The 17262-nt window shown below is 35.6% G+C and carries 17 protein-coding genes and 2 pseudogenes; all 19 read right to left on the reverse strand.

The window, feature by feature from the left end; translation table 11 throughout:
• Window positions 1–58: 58 nt before the first annotated feature.
• A pseudogene (locus tag ABZ559_RS10825) lies at window positions 59–412 on the reverse strand (kinase); the annotation flags it as partial.
• A complete protein-coding gene (locus tag ABZ559_RS10830) occupies window positions 406–1065 on the reverse strand; it encodes a hypothetical protein (protein ID WP_367006377.1) in 660 nt (219 codons plus the stop codon). The gene ABZ559_RS10830 and the pseudogene ABZ559_RS10825, both read right to left, overlap by 7 nt.
• A gap of 93 nt (window positions 1066–1158) precedes the next feature.
• Window positions 1159–2031: a helix-turn-helix domain-containing protein gene (locus ABZ559_RS10835; RefSeq protein WP_273404702.1), complete on the reverse strand. Its 873-nt coding sequence runs from the start codon at window positions 2029–2031 to the stop codon at window positions 1159–1161.
• A 600-nt stretch (window positions 2032–2631) separates the two neighbouring features.
• A pseudogene (locus ABZ559_RS10840) lies at window positions 2632–3410 on the reverse strand (IS3 family transposase); the annotation flags it as partial.
• Between the two features lie 189 nt (window positions 3411–3599).
• Window positions 3600–4850 (reverse strand): MFS transporter, encoded by a 1251-nt coding sequence (locus ABZ559_RS10845; RefSeq protein ID WP_367006379.1) that lies wholly within the window; start codon window positions 4848–4850, stop codon window positions 3600–3602.
• A 92-nt stretch (window positions 4851–4942) separates the two neighbouring features.
• On the reverse strand, window positions 4943–5593 hold the full coding sequence (locus ABZ559_RS10850) for a hypothetical protein (protein WP_367006381.1): 651 nt from the start codon (window positions 5591–5593) through the stop codon (window positions 4943–4945).
• Between the two features lie 3 nt (window positions 5594–5596).
• Window positions 5597–6043, reverse strand: a complete 447-nt coding sequence (locus ABZ559_RS10855; protein WP_018376734.1) for a LytTR family DNA-binding domain-containing protein — start codon at window positions 6041–6043, stop codon at window positions 5597–5599.
• A gap of 138 nt (window positions 6044–6181) precedes the next feature.
• On the reverse strand, window positions 6182–6931 hold the full coding sequence (locus ABZ559_RS10860; protein ID WP_367007657.1) for a TIGR00266 family protein: 750 nt from the start codon (window positions 6929–6931) through the stop codon (window positions 6182–6184).
• A gap of 297 nt (window positions 6932–7228) precedes the next feature.
• Window positions 7229–7666: an NUDIX domain-containing protein gene (locus tag ABZ559_RS10865; protein ID WP_367006383.1), complete on the reverse strand. Its 438-nt coding sequence runs from the start codon at window positions 7664–7666 to the stop codon at window positions 7229–7231.
• Window positions 7667–7668: 2 nt separating this feature from the next.
• A complete protein-coding gene (locus ABZ559_RS10870) occupies window positions 7669–8163 on the reverse strand; it encodes a carbonic anhydrase (RefSeq protein ID WP_367006385.1) in 495 nt (164 codons plus the stop codon).
• A 231-nt stretch (window positions 8164–8394) separates the two neighbouring features.
• Complete coding sequence (locus tag ABZ559_RS10875) at window positions 8395–8784, reverse strand: GNAT family N-acetyltransferase (protein WP_367007658.1); 390 nt, start codon at window positions 8782–8784, stop codon at window positions 8395–8397.
• The gene (radA, locus tag ABZ559_RS10880; RefSeq protein ID WP_367007659.1) at window positions 8781–10145 is read right to left on the reverse strand and encodes a DNA repair protein RadA; all 1365 of its coding nucleotides are present in this window, start codon (window positions 10143–10145) and stop codon (window positions 8781–8783) included. The genes ABZ559_RS10875 and radA overlap by 4 nt, the downstream gene beginning before the upstream one ends.
• A gap of 43 nt (window positions 10146–10188) precedes the next feature.
• Window positions 10189–10635, reverse strand: coding sequence for a dUTP diphosphatase (locus tag ABZ559_RS10885; protein ID WP_012962568.1), 447 nt, complete (start codon window positions 10633–10635; stop codon window positions 10189–10191).
• 92 nt (window positions 10636–10727) lie between these two features.
• A complete protein-coding gene (locus tag ABZ559_RS10890) occupies window positions 10728–11957 on the reverse strand; it encodes an MFS transporter (RefSeq protein ID WP_367006387.1) in 1230 nt (409 codons plus the stop codon).
• Window positions 11958–11972: 15 nt separating this feature from the next.
• On the reverse strand, window positions 11973–13175 hold the full coding sequence (locus ABZ559_RS10895) for an MFS transporter (RefSeq protein ID WP_367006389.1): 1203 nt from the start codon (window positions 13173–13175) through the stop codon (window positions 11973–11975).
• A gap of 236 nt (window positions 13176–13411) precedes the next feature.
• A complete protein-coding gene (locus tag ABZ559_RS10900) occupies window positions 13412–14290 on the reverse strand; it encodes a helix-turn-helix domain-containing protein (RefSeq protein ID WP_367006390.1) in 879 nt (292 codons plus the stop codon).
• A gap of 33 nt (window positions 14291–14323) precedes the next feature.
• Window positions 14324–15091, reverse strand: a complete 768-nt coding sequence (locus ABZ559_RS10905) for an epoxyqueuosine reductase QueH (protein ID WP_018376197.1) — start codon at window positions 15089–15091, stop codon at window positions 14324–14326.
• 174 nt (window positions 15092–15265) lie between these two features.
• A complete protein-coding gene (locus ABZ559_RS10910; protein WP_018376196.1) occupies window positions 15266–16519 on the reverse strand; it encodes a GHKL domain-containing protein in 1254 nt (417 codons plus the stop codon).
• Entirely contained in the window at window positions 16516–17244 is a 729-nt protein-coding gene (locus ABZ559_RS10915) for a LytTR family DNA-binding domain-containing protein (protein WP_018376195.1), read from the reverse strand. Before ABZ559_RS10915 ends, ABZ559_RS10910 begins: the two co-directional genes overlap by 4 nt.
• Between the last annotated feature and the right edge of the window lie 18 nt (window positions 17245–17262).

Below are 17262 nucleotides of genomic sequence, written 5' to 3' on the forward strand. Positions count from 1 at the left end.
GATTTTCATTTTTTAAATATGCTGTTTCGAAGTCAATAAAATAAACTTTGTTTTCTGGTGTTAATATGATATTACTACAAGAGATATCGTCAACAATAACACCATGATCATGAATATATTCTAATGATTTAAATAGTTTTGAAATTATTTGTTGGAGTTTATTATTGAAAGTTGTAATTTCTGAAGGAGTTCGTTTTAGGAGTAAATTAAAGTCTGTTTTTAAAGTGTTAAGTGTTTTACCTTCAATAAATTCCTCTACGAGGTAGTAGTTACCTTCTAAATAAAAATCATCAATGTAATTAGGAGTTACTGAACCTGATAATTTTTTAATTATTTTAGTTTCGTTTTTTAGTAATTCTATAGAAGTGATATCCCTGGTAGCATAGACATATTTTCGAGCTTCTTTTATAATAACTTTTTGGAGTTAGTAATATCGATTGCGATATAGATATTTCCTGCACCAGTTTGATAAAGGATAGATTTCATATCATATCTCTCCTTTAGGATAGTAGAGGTGTCAGTTTTTTCAGGAAAGTATTCTGTTACAAATTTAGGGCAAGAATAGTATGCACCTGGTAAATCTGGATATTCAACACCATTATTATCAAAAAGATAGGGTCTTTGACCGTTTTTTACAGATGCATTCATGAGGCCGTACCTATAAAATATAACCTCTGACTGTTTATAATTTTGGTCTGTTATTATTTGGATGCCAGATTCATATTTTATTTCTTGATATAGGACATCGAGTAGATATAGAAAGGTTTGATCGTTTTCAGGATAGATCGTAATAAACTTTCCAATCTCAATTTGAGAGGTCTTTTTTGAAAAGATAAAAAATAATTTTTCTGTAGAGTTTATAAATTTAAATGGGGTATCGTTCGTTAAACAAATAGTGGTTACAGAATCTAATATTTTTTGGTAATTATCTAATGTTGCTGAAATATGGATCTTCCATCCTTGGTATGGGATAGATTTATTAGTTGAAAATACATAGGTAAAGTTAGAGTTAATAATTAAGTTATCAGGGGATAGACTAGTTGGAAAAATCATGGTATCAATCATAAATTTGCTCCTTAAAAAAACTAGAACTATAAAAAGATAATATCTTTTTATAGTTCTAGTTTACATCGTTTTAAACACCAAAGTTAGATATTGTTATATAGTGGAATTTAGTAGTTCTTCATAGTAAGCTTCGCGAGATACGAGTAGATTGTTCGCTCCTAAAGTTTTGAGAATTTCAAGGCAGTTCTCAATAAGTTTTTTTCCAATTTCTACTTTACCTGATTTAATCCAGAAAGCTCCTAAAAGTATATTATATTCAAGTTTTTCGTGTAAAAAGGTTTCTGGAATACCTATATCTGAAATCATATCTAAATACGACTTTGCTAAATCTAGTTGATTTCTTTCAATAAATTCAGATGTTGCATTTATCAGTATATCAATCCTAATTTTTATATTTGATTCATTATTTCCAAAAAGGGTTGTTTTGTAAATGACTTCTTTGACAAGTACATTGAGAGTTTCTGAAGAAATAGCTGGCATACTATTTCCTAGTATTATCAACTCCCTCTTACCCCATTGTTCAATATCAAAAAGATAGTCCGTGATAATTTTTATCTTATCCACATCTACGGCTTCCCTTGTGATTGTAGATAAAAAGGATTCAATCATGATTGTATTATACAGGAATAGTTTTTTATTGCTATCATGATATTTATTATTTTCTTCTTTTAGGTATTTTTTTAAAGCAAGGATATTATTTTGATAATACGCCTTACTAACACGTTCTAACAGTAGTTCTGTATAAGTCGGTTTTTCTTTTGAGAGAATACCATAGAATTCTTCTATACTAACATCTAGATTTTCTAATAGTAAGAAGAACCTAGATAAAGAAATTTCTGATTCTCCACGCTCAAATTTTGACAAGAAAGATATAGATAAGTAGTCACCAGCAACATCTTTTAAAGCTAATTTTTTTGATAAGCGAATCTTTTTGAATAGTGCGCCCATTTCTGTTGTTTCAATCATAGTACTTCTTTCAATAGGTAAAATTTTAAATTTTAATAGATTATATCAAAAAAATAAAAGAAAGTAAAAAAGGCGTATGTTTAGCGAACATAGCCTTCTTACTTTTAAGATACTACAATAGAGCAATAGATGGTAAGAATAAATTGACTTTGAGTGATGTTTTCTTGAGGAAGTTTGTTAAGCTGTTGTACATTCATGATACTTCTCCTCGTAAGTGTCTCTTTTTTAGTATTGAAAGAACTACAATTTCGTCTCCCAAAAAGATATTATTCATAAGCAGATATTTCCTTTCATCAAATTTGATAAGTTAATTTTAAACTAAATTCCTTTAAAATCAGGGGGAAGTTTCATATTTGATAAATAAGTTATCCCATGAAGAATATAAAAAGTATTATTAAGCTTCTAGAAAAGGGGAGTAATTTTGTCATAAAGGAAATTATTCATAGAAAATTCAATTAAATTTATACTTTAAGATATAAAAAAATGAATATGGTTCCGAAATAGATTTCTAATATATGACACTTCAATAATATAAAGCGGATTTAAGGAGGGGAGTGAAAAGGCAACACTTTTCTGTACAAATTTTATAAAGTGTTTTTGTTAAGTGATTGCTCTTCTAGCCATGGGGGTTGTTTGGTAATTGAGACTATTGCGGATGCGGTGATGATTCCACTAGTGAACATAATCCTTGGTTTTAAGGGTTAGTTCTTCTAGAGAGTGGAAGGTTTCTTGGTTGATAAACTCAAGTTTGAAAGCATGATAGGTACTTTCAGCTACGGCATTATCATAGGGACAAACAGCTTGACTTAGACCGAGCGATGCCAAACGCTTCTAACATCTCATCAATCAGCTGGGTATCAAACTCCTTCCCTCGATCAGAATGAAGCATCTTGACCCTGATAAGAGCGTAAGGAATGCTTTGAAGGGCTTCTTTGACCAAGTCAGCAGTCTTTTGCCAACCAAGAGATAGGTCAATGATTTCACGATTAAAGAGGTCAAGAATCAAGCAAACATAAGCCCAGCGATTGCCAACACGAACATAGGTTAAATCCGTCACAAGGGATTCCAATGGCTTTCGTTGGTTGAATTGTCTAGCCAGTGTTTGGAATGGGGGCTTCATTTTTCCCTTTAGAATGCAGTTTGAAGGCAGTCTTCTGGTAGACGGATACGAGATTCAGCCTCTTCATGATGCGACGAATCCGACGACGAGACAAGTTGACCCCACTCATCTCCAGACACTTCTTGATTTTCCTAGTTCCGTATCTGGACTTACTGTCAAGAAAAATGTGCTTAACCATTTCTTCAAGCTCTGCTTCAGATACGGGCTCTACAGTCTGGTAATAATAACTTGAACGAGGTATATTCAACCAACGACACATGGTCAATAGCACAAATAACACAGTACCTATCAGCTTTACCTATTTCAATGCTCTACCAAGTCTAATTGACATTGAAATCATAATAATAGCCTGCCCCTATACTGCCAACTCATTTTTCTTAACCAGATTATCCAAGGCACAATTATAATAGTGCTACGATGAAGAGCCGGAAGAAAATTCTTGGTATTGCTACGCAACTACTTTCCTGAGCTTCCCTCTGTAAGCATAGACAACCAAGGCAAACCCGATAAACAGGAACATCAAACTAATCACATCAATAGGTAAGACCACAATTAAACCAGCCACAACAAGACGCGTCAGCATGGAACCGATTTGAAAATAAGTATTAACACCACCACTTATCATGGCTAACTTGTCCTCAGGCATACTATTTGCAATCAAGGCAGCAAACTTAGGATTAATAGCTCCAGCTAAAATGGTGATAAGGAAAATCGTTGCATAAACACCATGAATCTCATGGATATAGATAAAAAAGAAGAAAACTGGTACGAGTAACGTTACCAAACGAATAGCTAGCGTCAGATCTAGCTTCTTCAGAACAGTCATGGCAAGAATATTACCCAGAATACCACCAAGGAGGTTGAAAATAGTCAACAGTGCCAAGGTCGTTACCGCATTTCCGATAATAAAGTGCTTATCCTGACTGATAATAACGGGAATGATAATAGTTACAACATTCAGCACACCATTGAGAACAGGAACTACTACCATAGACTGACGCATTTCTGGCAGTTTGAGACATTCACGCAGGGCTAGCTTCATGCTGTTCCACATATCCTTGACCAGATTACCTTTGACTTCTTTTGTAATTTCCAGAGGGCGTTCCACCAATAATTTTTCAAGACTGGGTTTCAAACCCAGCATTATCAAAGCACAAAGGGCAAAAGTTCCTGCATTGACAAAAGCTAACGCTTGATAACTCATAACCGTCACCAAGGCTGCGCCAGCCGATTGAAAACCGATATACAATATAGCAGCTGCGGCCTGACGAAAAGCGTAACTATCTGAGCGATCTTCGTCAGCCACTACCCGTAAACTCAAAGGTGTGTAGAGACCATTTTCGTACTGACCCGCTAAGTCGGACAAAAAATTGATAAAAGCTGCCAGAATAACAATCCACAAACTTGGTTTAAAGCCGATAACAACACCGATTAAGAGATAAATTCCCGTCCGAAAGTAAAGTGTTTTCAAAATCGTCTTAATCTTATCAGTTGTTCGGTCTGCAAAATACCCCATAACAAAACCTGCCAATATAGGCAGCGTTTCTGAGATACTGACAATTGAAATGGCTAACTTGGCATCCGGTAGCTGCAAAACATAAGACATCAGCGCTAGGTAATAGACAACATCCCCAAAATTAGATAGCATATCGTTGACAAAAGTCAGCATGTAAAGTTTGTTTTTCAAAAGCTTTTTCATAATATCTCCTTATATTTTTGGAATTTTCTGATATTTGTTTTTCAATAAAAGAGCAGAAAAACAAGAAAGATTTTACTGCTCTAAAAGGGCACTTAAAGATACATAATTGTTAGGTTTGAAAAGACCATATCGGCGTTAATAACTAAAGTCTTTTCACAATCTAAATGACTAGGTTCCTGATTAACCTTGCTAAAGACTTGGTCTCCTTTGATCGTAACCTTCCAAGTTGATGGCACATAAAGGATTACACTTGAGAATATAGCATTGACTTCATAAGTTGCTGTTTCTCCAACCATATCATTCTCTTCAAAATAAACCGTTGAATTTCCAAAGATGAGATCCATAGACTCTCCAGAAAGAATCCTGCCAGATGTCCGTTCCTCGGAGGCCGTCCATTTTTTTTCAATTCGGATTCGCTCACTTTTATTCCAGTTAATCAGTGATTTGTCCTTAGGCTTAAAAATCAATTGCAGACCGCCAATCACCAACATAGCTACTAAAAATAACAACCAACTTGAAATACTATACCAGTGAAAAATACTATTTAACTGACTCAAAGCTAAAATAAGGCAAGCTAATCCAGCAAACCAGCTTCGTTTCAAGAGACAAACAATAGCACATCCCCCCAAGAAAGTAATCCACAAAATCGTCCAAACTGGAATGTAGGCAAGTCCTAACTGTTCTTGAAAAAGTAGGAAACCAGCCAGCAAAATCAACCCTATTCCCAAAAAAGTTCGTTTCATATTTTACCTCGTTTCTTGTAACTTCTCTTTAAGTAATTGATAATAATGTCGCGACGCGTGCACCTGCTTGTGAGTCTCATAAAAACGAATGGTGCTAGTTCCTGAGAATGATTTATCAAGCGAATAAATGCTACGCGTATTGACAATAGTTGCCTTAGCCACCCTGCAAAAATATGAGGGCAAGTAATCTTCCAGCTCATAGAGTTTGAGTTTCACCTCATAAGCATTATCTCTTGAATGCCCATAGATTTTTGAACCATCCGTTTCAAAAAAGAGAATGTCTTCAATTTTTACGAAATACTCACTGCTTCCTTTATAAAATACCAAAGGTGCTCGACTAAGCTGGGAAAGTGCCTTTTGAATTTGTGCCACTTGTTCATTTAGTTGACTGGTTTTTATGATAACTTCAACATCACTACAAGTATCATCCAAATCAATCCGAATCCTCATCGGCTTCCTCCCTTCATTGCTATAACTATTATAGCAAGCTTTATTCGTAAAACAAGGGCTTTTCAGTAAGTGGTAAGCTTTGGACAGTAAGTCGTACCAAAAAGAACCCAAGATGACTTGAGTTCTAATGTCTAATTTTTAGAAAAGATTTCCTAGCAATGTGCCACCATCATCATCTCCGCCACCAGTCACAATATGATTTCCGATAACTCGTGAGAATGTTTCAATATTAAGACTCTGAACGTAGATTTCACCGTAACCATGGAAAGTGTTGACAATTCCTTCTCCAGTACCGATGGACTGCAAGAAGCCGTTCTCAAGATGAATATCATAATTGAGATCCTTACTCCAAGCAACGACATGGGCATTATCAATAGTAATACTTCCACCGTTCAGTTCGAGTTTCTTGATAGAACCAAAACTATTGGCCAAAAGCGTTCCCTCTCCCTCAGTTGTCATGACAAAGAGTCCTCCTTGTCCACCGAAGAAGGCGCGGCCAACAGACTGACGTTCCATTTTGTACTGTGCTGAACCATCTAAAGCCAGAAAAGCACCATCATTGAGGCGATACTGTTTAGTTCCCAAATCAAGGGCGATAACCTGACCAGGCATTGATGGCGCAAGAGCCAATTTACCATCATCTGCATTTGACACTGCTTGGGTGATAAACATAGACTCGCCAGAAGTAAAAGAGCGACCTATGGCTCCCATCAACTTCCCAAGACCAGAACCACGTCCGTTAAGGCGAGTATTGAGAGTGACACTTGGTGTGTGGTAAACCATGCTTCCTTGTTGGATATAGGCTGTCTCACCAGCTTCTAGGGCAATCTCAACTAAAGGAAATTGCATATTACTATCAATTGTGTACTTCATTCGGTTATCCATAATCGGCTCCTTTTGTATGTTTGTTTCGATACAATTATTTTAACCTTTTCCTAAATAACTGTCAAATGAGAAATGCGCCTTATCTAAACTTTAGAAGCTGTATTCACAGTTCAGCACTTCTATCTAAGGCTAGTTTTTTCAAAATACAGTCAGTATTCTCTCAAAAAACTGCCTTGATTAGCGAAAAATTATCTCTTATCTATAAGCACTTCACTTGTGAATGCAGGTTCTTAGAATCAAAGCAAGGAGTTATCAAGAAATTAAACACATGCTATCTACAGCTTTCATTTTGAGTGAATCTTATAATTTTATCTCACTATAAAACTTACCAGTAAGAATTCGTTCTAAATTTGCTTGATGGGTAGGGATCATATTTTCTGGTAATTGTTCAATAGAAAACCAAGCAAGTTGGGCACATTTTTCGTTTTCTTGAATCGTTGGAATCCTATCAAAGTGGTGAACTGAAAAATAAAAATACAAGTAAGTTCTTTCTGGAAAAACGACTTGTGAGATATGCTTCAAAGTAGGTTCATCCTCAGAAATGCTAATTCCTAATTCTTCACGACACTCTCTGATCAGTGCTTGTGTTGCTGTTTCACCCTTTTCAACATGACCTGACCCAGCAAAATCCCAGTATCCATCTTTATAACCAGTATTTTGCCGCAATTGTAGGAGTACCTTACCATCTTTGTATATCATAGGGAGTACTGCTGAGAACGACTGAAACCGCTCTGCCATTTCTAAATCACCTCCGTCATACGCCCCGTATCAACATCATAGACTGCACCTGAAATGTTAATATCATCTGGTATTAACGGGGACTGGCGCAAAATCGCCATATCCTCCCGTACACTTTCTTCGACATCAGTAAATGGAAGAAAATCGTGACCGTGAACATCTACTCCCAAATCACGTTGGAGTTGATCTGCAAAAGCATCATTGGTAAAAGTCTGCGCACCACAGTCTGTATGATGAAGAACAACAATTTCTCGAGTCCCCAACTGTTGCTGAGAAATCACAAGTGAACGAATCATGTCATCTGTCACGCGCCCACCAGCATTCCGCAAAATATGAGCATCCCCTAAAGCAAGCCCCAATGCCTGAGCAACATGCAATCGAGAATCCATGCAGGTCACGATAGCTACTTGGGTTTTAGGTTTAATTGGCAAATGGGCTGTTCCATGAAGATCCGCATAGGCCTGATTAGTTTTTAAAAATTTTTCAAAATATGACATGAGAGCCTCCTTTACTAGTTAATGGTCTCATTTATAAATTTTATCTATCTTAGCATTTTTAGAGATATTTGTCATGAAGAAGGGTCTGGTTTCATAATTTTTCAAATTATATACAGAAGAATGAGAGGTGGAAGGTCATGCATCAATGACTATTTTCGTCTTTCTTCAACTTTACCTATGAAATACGGATTCTTGTAATGTCAAATGAAAAAGGTTGCCAAATGTAGGACTTTATTTTTGAGATAAATCGGTTGATATGAGTTTTCGCATCCCCGTCCCTATTATCCTAAATTGCAAATGTTCATAGAAATCATCAGCTTCTGAAACCAAGTCAAGTCTGGTTTTTGGGTGATGATGACCAAGTTCGGTCAGTAGAAGACTTGCATATCCCTTATGTCTATGTTTCTTGGAAACTAACAGCTCGCAAAGATAGGTTGTTAACACCCCATCTGTCAGATACCAGACAAAGCCACAAATTTCCCCTTCAACTTCTAGAACGAACCAACAAGATGTTTGTAAGAGCTGTTCAATTTTATCAGGAGTAAAACTCTTCCAACCCTCTGCTTGATAGAGTTGATATAGCTGGACAGAGTCATCTATTTTAGGTTGACGGATAATCAGTTATGAAACACCTTCTTCAAGACCTCCCCAACTGTCGTCACACCGACAACAGTGATATTTGCAGGTACTTCAATACCTTGCAGAGCATTTTTGGGAGCGTAAACCTTGGTAAAACCAAGTTTTGCCGTTTCGTTGATACGTTGCTCAATACGTGTCACACGACGAATTTCGCCTGTCAAACCAATTTCACCGATGAAGGCTTCCTGTGGATTTGTTGGTTTTTCTTTATAGCTTGATGCAATGGCTACCGCTACTGCCAAATCAATCGCTGGCTCATCAAGTTTAACACCACCAGCCGATTTCAAATAAGCATCTTGATTTTGCAAAAGAAGTCCGCAGCGCTTTTCTAAAACAGCCATAATCAGACTGACACGATTAAAATCTAAACCCGTTGTGGTGCGTTTGGCATTTCCAAAAACAGTTGGCGTCACGAGTGCCTGCACCTCAGCCAAAATTGGACGGCTGCCTTCCATGGTAACCACGATAGCTGACCCCGTTGCACCGTCCAAACGTTCTTCTAAGAAAACTTGGCTCGGATTAAGCACTTCAACAAGACCACCAGATTGCATTTCAAAAATGCCGATTTCGTTGGTTGAACCAAAACGATTTTTCACAGCACGTAGAATACGGAAAGTGTGATGACGTTCCCCTTCAAAATAAAGCACCGTATCCACCATATGCTCAAGCATGCGCGGTCCTGCAAGCTGCCCTTCCTTAGTCACGTGACCAACGATAAAGGTTGCAATATTATTTGTCTTGGCCAGTTGCATCAACTCTGCAGTCACTTCACGTACTTGTGATACCGACCCTTGAACCCCAGAAATATCAGGGCTCATAATGGTCTGAATTGAGTCTATAATGAGAAAGTCAGGCTGAATTTGCTCAATCTGTGCGCGAATGGCTTGCATATTGGTTTCAGCATAAAGGTAAAATTCATTGTCAATGTCGCCAAGACGCTCACTACGTAGTTTAATCTGCTCTGCTGATTCTTCCCCAGAAACGTAAAGAACTGTTCCCTTATCTGCAAGTTGAATAGATACCTGCAAAAGAAGCGTTGATTTTCCGATACCTGGGTCACCACCGATAAGCACCAAACTACCTGGCACCACACCGCCACCAAGTACGCGGTTAAATTCATCCATGCCAGTCTTCGTGCGTGAATAATGAATCGAGCTAACATCCTTTAACTTAGTCGGTTTGCTCTTTTCACCCGTCAAACTAACACGCGCATTTTTGACTTCTTGCACCTCAACTTCTTCAACAAAAGACGTCCAAGACGAACAATTCGGACAACGTCCCAAATATTTCGGAGAATGATAACCACACTCCTGACAAACAAATGTTGTTTTTTTCTTAGCGATAACTCGTTACCTCCATTGCGTTTCCCATTTGTCTTCTTTGCCTTTATTTCCCTGTTGAACCAAAGCCGCCTGTACGAACACCGTCTGCTTCATCACCGTCAGCAACCAAGAACGGCATGAAAACACCTTGAACAATGCGTTCGCCAGCTTCAACCACAACAGTCTCATTAGTGATATTTTTCATTTGTGCAAAAATGTGACCTTCATTAGCAGGATTGCCATAATAATCACCGTCAATGACACCTACCGAATTGATCAAAACCAAGCCTTTTTTACGCGGATTTGAAGAACGGTCAAAAAGATAAAGCACCTCACCAGCTTGCATGTAAGCTTTGACACCAGTTGGCACTAATTTAATCTCACCAGCTGCAATTTCTGTTGTTTCCGCAGCTTTCAAATCATAACCTGCAGCGTGTGCTGTTTCTCGCTTTGGTAGCAATGTTTCATCAGTAAATTGTGAAACCAATTCAAATCCTCTAATTTTACTCATTTTGTCTCCTTTTTCTGTATTAAATCATCTTCATATTATAACATAAAAGCTATTCATCAAAAAAACTTTCCTTGCTTGGAAACAAAGAAAGTTTACTTATTACTATTTTTCCTTACACTATTTAATTCCGTAAATGGTAGGGCAAAAAATAGCAAAACCAATATTATTGCTAAAACAGCACTACCGTCAAAAAAGATTGTTGTCAAATGGCAGAGCTTTTCAACAATAGCAAAGCAAGCTGTTAGACTAAGTGTTAAAACAACCGAACTTGTCCGTAACAACGATAATGATTTTCCTTGATGATTATCTGGAGTAACAAGCATTCTTTCTGCTGAAAGCAACCCAAAACACGGTAAACCTGTTCCAAAAATAGCTCCTACCGCTAAACCAAACACTAGAAAATGCTCAACAGTTTGTGCATGACCAACAAGATAGGTAAAATACCCACTACAAGCAATTAAGAGCATTGAAAGAACTTTTCTTACCGATACCTTAGCTAAATAAAGAATCTTATTAAGCACCGCACCACCTGCTACACTAAGCAGAATTCCGATACCAATGATATGAATATGAGTAAATCCCTTATCAATCTGTCCAATTCTAAAAATCAAAAGGCTCATGACAATCTGATTTTTCACCATGAAGAGAAGATTGGCAAGGTAAAGACCTACTTGTTTTAGCCTTACAATCACTTGCAATAATTCTCTTAACGCCAAAATAAAGCTTTCTTGTGTTTCAGAAAGAGGCTGTTCTTTCTTTGTTTCCTTTGGCAAATGAAAAATAAATAGAGCACTAAAAAGGTAACAAATGCTAACAATAATAAAATAAGTGTTAATTTTGAGAAAAGAAATTGTCAAAAAGACAAAAAGATAGCCAACAATAGCAAAGGCTGAATCAACAATATTAATGCTCTGTAAAACCGAAACGGATTTTTCTTTAGTTGTGATAAGGCTGAGATAAACAGGTCTTGAAATCTCATCTAACTCCGAAACAACTATCGAAATCACGTCAATAATGACTATTGAAATCAGAAATAACGGAAGTGAAACCTCGAAAAGAAAAATAGGAATGATAAGTAGCGGTATCAAAACCAAGTCTGATAACAAAATCAACTTCCACGGCGATTTCTTATCGACAATATAACCTGTAAAAAATGCCATAAGCATGCTTAATGTCACGCTGATATTGCTAACTAAACTATTTAAAAATTGACTATCAACATAACGCTGAACAATAAATGATAGCGTTAACCCATAAACGCTACTAGCTACAATCCCAGCAGCTTCAGATAATAGAAAAAACGATGACCTAAATTTTTTCATAACCTCTCCTAAACCCTACGATAGTTCACCCTTCACCAAAACGCCACTTTTTATCAATAAATAAACACCGATGCCGAATGTCATTATATTAATCGAAATTCCTAAAACCGTTATATTTTGATAAAAACTTGGAATTAACAAAAATAAAATACCAAAGATAGCGTATAAACTAGAACTAGCAGTGTAAATTAAAGCGACTTTATTATTGTCATATTCCGCATAAATCATTTTTTCAAATATATTTCCAGATACTCCAATCACAACAAACGCGATAAAAAATAGCAGTAATTTCACCAATGGATCAGGAATAATGAATACAAATAACAAGCATAGTCCAGATATGATATAGTCAATGCAGAAAAAATGCCTAGGACGTATTCTGATATGTGGCGCTAGAAGTGCTCCAAGCAAATCTGCCCCACGTTGCACAGCAAGCACAACACCTAAATACCCAATAGAAATCTTCTCCTGAAGTAAATATAAAGGAACAAGGGTCAACAGTAAATCCGTACCCCCACTCAAAAAAGCCTCGATGAAAATAATAAGCGAAGCAAATTTTGACTCTCTAAATGCCTCTACCGATTCTAATAGACGAAGTTTTTCTTTCTCAGGCTCCTTAGAAAATTGACTTGTAGCCCTAGTGTCAAGTTTAACTCGAAACATAAAATAGATAGCTCCTATAAAAAATGGAATACTAAGTTGCAAAAGGACTAGATACGAAATAAAAGCCAACAAAGAGGAAGCTATAAAATTACTAATAATATCTAGCACATTTGACGTTTTGTATTGAATATCGATAGATTTATCAATCAGCTCGCTATCATTATCCAAAGTTTCAGGAGTAATTTTCATTTGCATGGTATTTAACAACGTTGTCAGCAAATTAAAAATGACATTCAAACTATACATCCAAAAAACATCAAATCGATAGTTAAGACACAAAATAATTCCCACAATAGCAACTAATTGCGATATTTGGAAAATCATTAACCATTTTTTGTCATTCCTTATGCGGTTTAAAAAAGGACCATAGAAAATCGAAGTCACATTAGGAAGCATTCCAAGTAAAGTAAATAAAGATAGCTTCGCAGCGTCTATTTGATACACCTGCACCAAACCAATAGAAAGAGCAATCAGATAAAAACTATCCGCTATGTTTCTCGTTGAACGACTTAAAATTAAATGATAAAAATTACTCGTAAATGTTTTAATTTTCATATCAATTTATACTCAATGAAAATCAAAAGTAGCCTAGGAAACGAAGCCGACGATAGAACTTGAGTTCATCAAGGCAAGTTGACAACGGATAATTTTGATTTTCGAAGAGTATTATCACTCCTACACTTAATGTACTCTATTATACCCCCTAAGTGGCTTATATGTGAAAAGTTGAAAAAAAGAAATTAGCTCAAAACTGAGCTAACTTCTTTACTAATTGTTGATCATAGGTAACATTATTTTTCCTCCTTTTTGAAAAACGTTTGTTCATACTGAAATAATCTTTTAGTCAATAGATCTGCTAGAGGATCTAAATTCAACCTTTTAATATTTTCTATATAGATTTCCACACGTTCTTTCTGAGTTCCTTTATAGAGATAGGAATAAGTAAGCTTCAAAAAATTTAATAATATCATTTCAAATGTGTCAAAAACATCTAGTAAAGATTCTAACTCCGTAGTAAAAAATTGAACATGAGTCAACTGCTTTCTTTCGAACATTTCTGAAATGATATTTAGGTAAGTAAATTTCAATAAATTCCTATAACTTGTCAGTGGTAAATAAACTTTTGAACGAGTGACAAGCTCTTTACCCAAAAATATTAAATCTGTATCGCTAAGAATTGGCATGGTATTACCAAATATGTGAAGATCATAACTTGTCCAATCCTCAATAGAAAACAGATACTCTGCTAAAAACTCACCATCTTCTTTATCAAATACATATTCCCTATCCAATGAATGTATAGCATTTTTTATAACCAAGCTATTCAGTCTATAATAGATAACGTCTTCTTGATTAAGGTACTGTTCTAATAACGCTTCAAGTCCACCTTTATCTTCATTAGTTAACAAGGTCATGATATGTTTCATTAACTCTTCATAATCAGTAAGTCGATAACCATTTAATACATGACCAAACTCAGCAAAGGTTAAATTAATCCCCTCAATGGCACTAATCATTCGGTCGGCCGATAACATCGACTGACCAGATTCAAATTTTGATAACTGTGACTTCGATAATTTCCCTTTAGCGACATCTTTCTGTTTCACTTTTCTAGCTAAACGTAGTGCCTTGTAAAATTCCCCTAACTTTACCTTCGACTCTAATTCCAAATTCTTACCTCTTTCAGTGACAGCATTTATTCTCTAAACTTCTTTTCCATCAAATACAAAGCGTATCTGCGGAAACTCTTGAGCTCCATCTCTGTCTTGCATAAAGGCTTTAGCCTCTTTTTTGATTTGCACGAGGTCAATGGCTTGCGCTTTTGCCGCATAGACGCAGCCGCAGTAACACTGACGGTAGATATCGTATTCCTCGCACATTTCAACTGACCTGCGATAGCCATTATTTTTCTTAAAATCACTCGGCAGATATCTCGTAGTATAAACCTTTTGAACATCAATCCCTACACTATTGATTGTTTGAGAGTTCTTATGAGGACTAATGGTCAAAGCACTGGCAAAATAGTCAAACCCCAGTTCAACAGCTTTCTGAGCAGTCTTGTCCAGACGATAGTCAAAACAGACACGGCAACGGTCACCACCTTCTGGTTCTTCTTCCAAACCACGTACCCTACGAACATATTCGTTAGGATTGTAAGCCGCTTCAAGAAACTGCACCTGATTTCCTGTCTTTTCATTAAAATCCGAAACAAACTTTTGGGTGACGTAAGCCCGGCGATGATACTCCTCTTTGGGGTGAATGTTAGAATTAGCAAAATAAACCGTTAGGTCCGCAAACTGCGTCAGATATTCTAGCGTATAAGTCGAGCAGGGTGCACAGCAAACATGCACAAGGATTTTGGGACGCACATTTTCTTTAGCCCAGGCTTTGGTCATCTGTTGCATGACACGATCATAATTTATCTTTTGATTGGGATTCATCTTGGCAAGAATCTCTTGTAAATCAATCATTTTTATTCTCTTTTCTAGCTAATCTAGGTTTTAATATTAGACTTGTTCGGTAACTACATCATCTGCATTCAAATTTCCAAAATCAAAGAACTATTTGTACCAACAAACTATCTATAAGCCTCCTTGAAAAAGGATTCTGCATATTTAGCAGAACCTGGCGAATTTACTAAAAACTCACTTTATCCTTAACGGAATCACGACTAGTACAATAAATTGATTTGATTTAACACTAATATTCAAATGTCCTTTCAATTTCGTAACCCTATCATAAATACTTTTTATTCCTATACCTTGTCTATCAGGTGATTTTATAGATTTCATACCATCATAATTAATAGCCACATCAGTTTTTTTGATAGGATTAACCACTTTAAAAACTAATTTGTTATTCTTAAAGCGTAATACTATGTCAATTGGAGTCTTTAAGCCATTACGTTCAATTTCTTCTATGGCATTGTCAAGAATATTCCCAAGAATAGCACATGAATCAACAGCTATCAAGCTTAAATCTAAATTATATGGAATTTGTAAGTCTAAGTTATATGGAATATTATCTTTTTTCATCTTAGATATTTTTTGATTTAATATTGCATCAATAGGGATGCACCCTGTAATTTTACGATTAAATACTTCCTGTCCCAATATCTCTTGAGTTATTGTTTTGATGTTCCCACAATCGTTATTATCAGCATAAAAATCTATTGAAGAAATAATATTTTTCAAATCGTGTCTAAGGACGGCTAGTTCCTTTTCTTGCTTTATAACCTCACTAGTTATGTTATTTTCATCAGAAGCTATTTTATTTTTTATAATATTATAGTTTTTTTCACTCATGTAATTATAAAGCACAATTATAACAATATTAATTAACCACAAATAGCTGTCAAATGCAAGAACTTTACCGAGAGATAACGGTACTTTATGTAGTAGCAAGACAATCGAAATAAAAGGAGTGACTGAAAGAATCCCGTATTCTATCTTATTCAGACCTATTAAATTGTCAACTTTGAATCGCTTCAATCCTAATATAAATAGCAGAGTCAGCACCATCATGAAAAATTGAACAAAGAAAATGGCAAGTGTTTTAGTTTGTGGCGCATGGCTAAATAGTAAAACAACAATATCTTCTTGAATCAGTAACCAAAAAATCAGAAATATGAAATGAAATATTTTTTTCATCACATCTCCAGATAAAAAGAAGAAAAGAATCAAAAAAGTGAAGAACAGGGAAAAAATCTTAAAATCAATGAAGGTGTTCTGATTCACAATTATTGATGTTCTACCAATAAAATAGATAACTAAAATAAAGCAATAGAATCTCATTTTAGGTATTCTGACAACAAAAAAATGCTGTAAATAGATCCAAATAATAAAGCTTTGAAATAAAAAAAGAGAGAGGAGACCAGTTGTTTTAAATAAACCAATCATAATCCAAAACTCCTCTCAATAAACTGATTATAGGCTGTAATTACTGCTTTCTTTCGACTTCTACTGATAGCGATACAATCGCCATTTACCATTGTTACTTCATTTCTATTAAAAGATGCAACATAGTCTAGATTAATTATTGTACCACTATTAACTCTAACGAAATGTGTTTGAGGCAACCCTTCTTCAATTGCCGATATCTTCCCATAAAACGACACATTACCACCATCAACTAATTCAAGATGAATTTTTCTACCAAATTCAGAGTACAGGCATACAATATTATCTAAAATCACTTGAAAATGTTCCTTACCTACTTGATAAAATAAGAATTTCTGTTTAGCCGTCAATTCTACAAGAACATCCTTAAGAACAGCTCTCAGTTTCTCAATAGATACAGGTTTTATTAGATAACGAAAAGGAGAGACTTCAAAACTTTCTAAGGCATATTGTTCATAACTTGTAACATAGATTAAGATAAAATTTCTGTCTATTGCCCTCAATAATTTTGCAGTCTCAATACCGTTGATCCCTTCCATTTCAATATCCAAAAATATCAATTGATAGTTATCTGTCTGATCTCTCATTGATTTTACAAGACGATCTCCTTTATAATAACCATCAATATCATGTTGAATATTAACTTCATCAAAATACCTTGAAATCTGATACTCTAGATTACTAACCTGTAAACTATCATCATCACAAATTGCTACTCTATACATTTGTTTCCGTAAATTCCT

It is taken from the genome of Streptococcus sp. ZY19097, assembly GCF_040731245.1.
In the GTDB taxonomy this organism is placed as follows: Bacteria; Bacillota; Bacilli; order Lactobacillales; family Streptococcaceae; genus Streptococcus; species Streptococcus orisratti.

Bases quoted from the DNA above. Each gene is read 5' to 3' on its own strand.
- ABZ559_RS10830 (WP_367006377.1), bottom strand. From the start codon at position 1,065: ATGATTGATACCATGATTTTTCCAACTAGTCTATCCCCTGATAACTTA.
- ABZ559_RS10890 (WP_367006387.1), bottom strand. From the start codon at position 11,957: ATGAAAAAATTTAGGTCATCGTTTTTTCTATTATCTGAAGCTGCTGGG.
- ABZ559_RS10885 (WP_012962568.1), bottom strand. From the start codon at position 10,635: ATGAGTAAAATTAGAGGATTTGAATTGGTTTCACAATTTACTGATGAA.
- ABZ559_RS10870 (WP_367006385.1), bottom strand. From the start codon at position 8,163: ATGTCATATTTTGAAAAATTTTTAAAAACTAATCAGGCCTATGCGGAT.
- ABZ559_RS10905 (WP_018376197.1), bottom strand. From the start codon at position 15,091: ATGATTGATTTACAAGAGATTCTTGCCAAGATGAATCCCAATCAAAAG.
- ABZ559_RS10845 (WP_367006379.1), bottom strand. From the start codon at position 4,850: ATGAAAAAGCTTTTGAAAAACAAACTTTACATGCTGACTTTTGTCAAC.
- ABZ559_RS10895 (WP_367006389.1), bottom strand. From the start codon at position 13,175: ATGAAAATTAAAACATTTACGAGTAATTTTTATCATTTAATTTTAAGT.
- ABZ559_RS10855 (WP_018376734.1), bottom strand. From the start codon at position 6,043: ATGAGGATTCGGATTGATTTGGATGATACTTGTAGTGATGTTGAAGTT.
- ABZ559_RS10835 (WP_273404702.1), bottom strand. From the start codon at position 2,031: ATGATTGAAACAACAGAAATGGGCGCACTATTCAAAAAGATTCGCTTA.
- ABZ559_RS10850 (WP_367006381.1), bottom strand. From the start codon at position 5,593: ATGAAACGAACTTTTTTGGGAATAGGGTTGATTTTGCTGGCTGGTTTC.
- ABZ559_RS10865 (WP_367006383.1), bottom strand. From the start codon at position 7,666: ATGGCAGAGCGGTTTCAGTCGTTCTCAGCAGTACTCCCTATGATATAC.
- ABZ559_RS10910 (WP_018376196.1), bottom strand. From the start codon at position 16,519: ATGATTGGTTTATTTAAAACAACTGGTCTCCTCTCTCTTTTTTTATTT.
- ABZ559_RS10915 (WP_018376195.1), bottom strand. From the start codon at position 17,244: ATGTATAGAGTAGCAATTTGTGATGATGATAGTTTACAGGTTAGTAAT.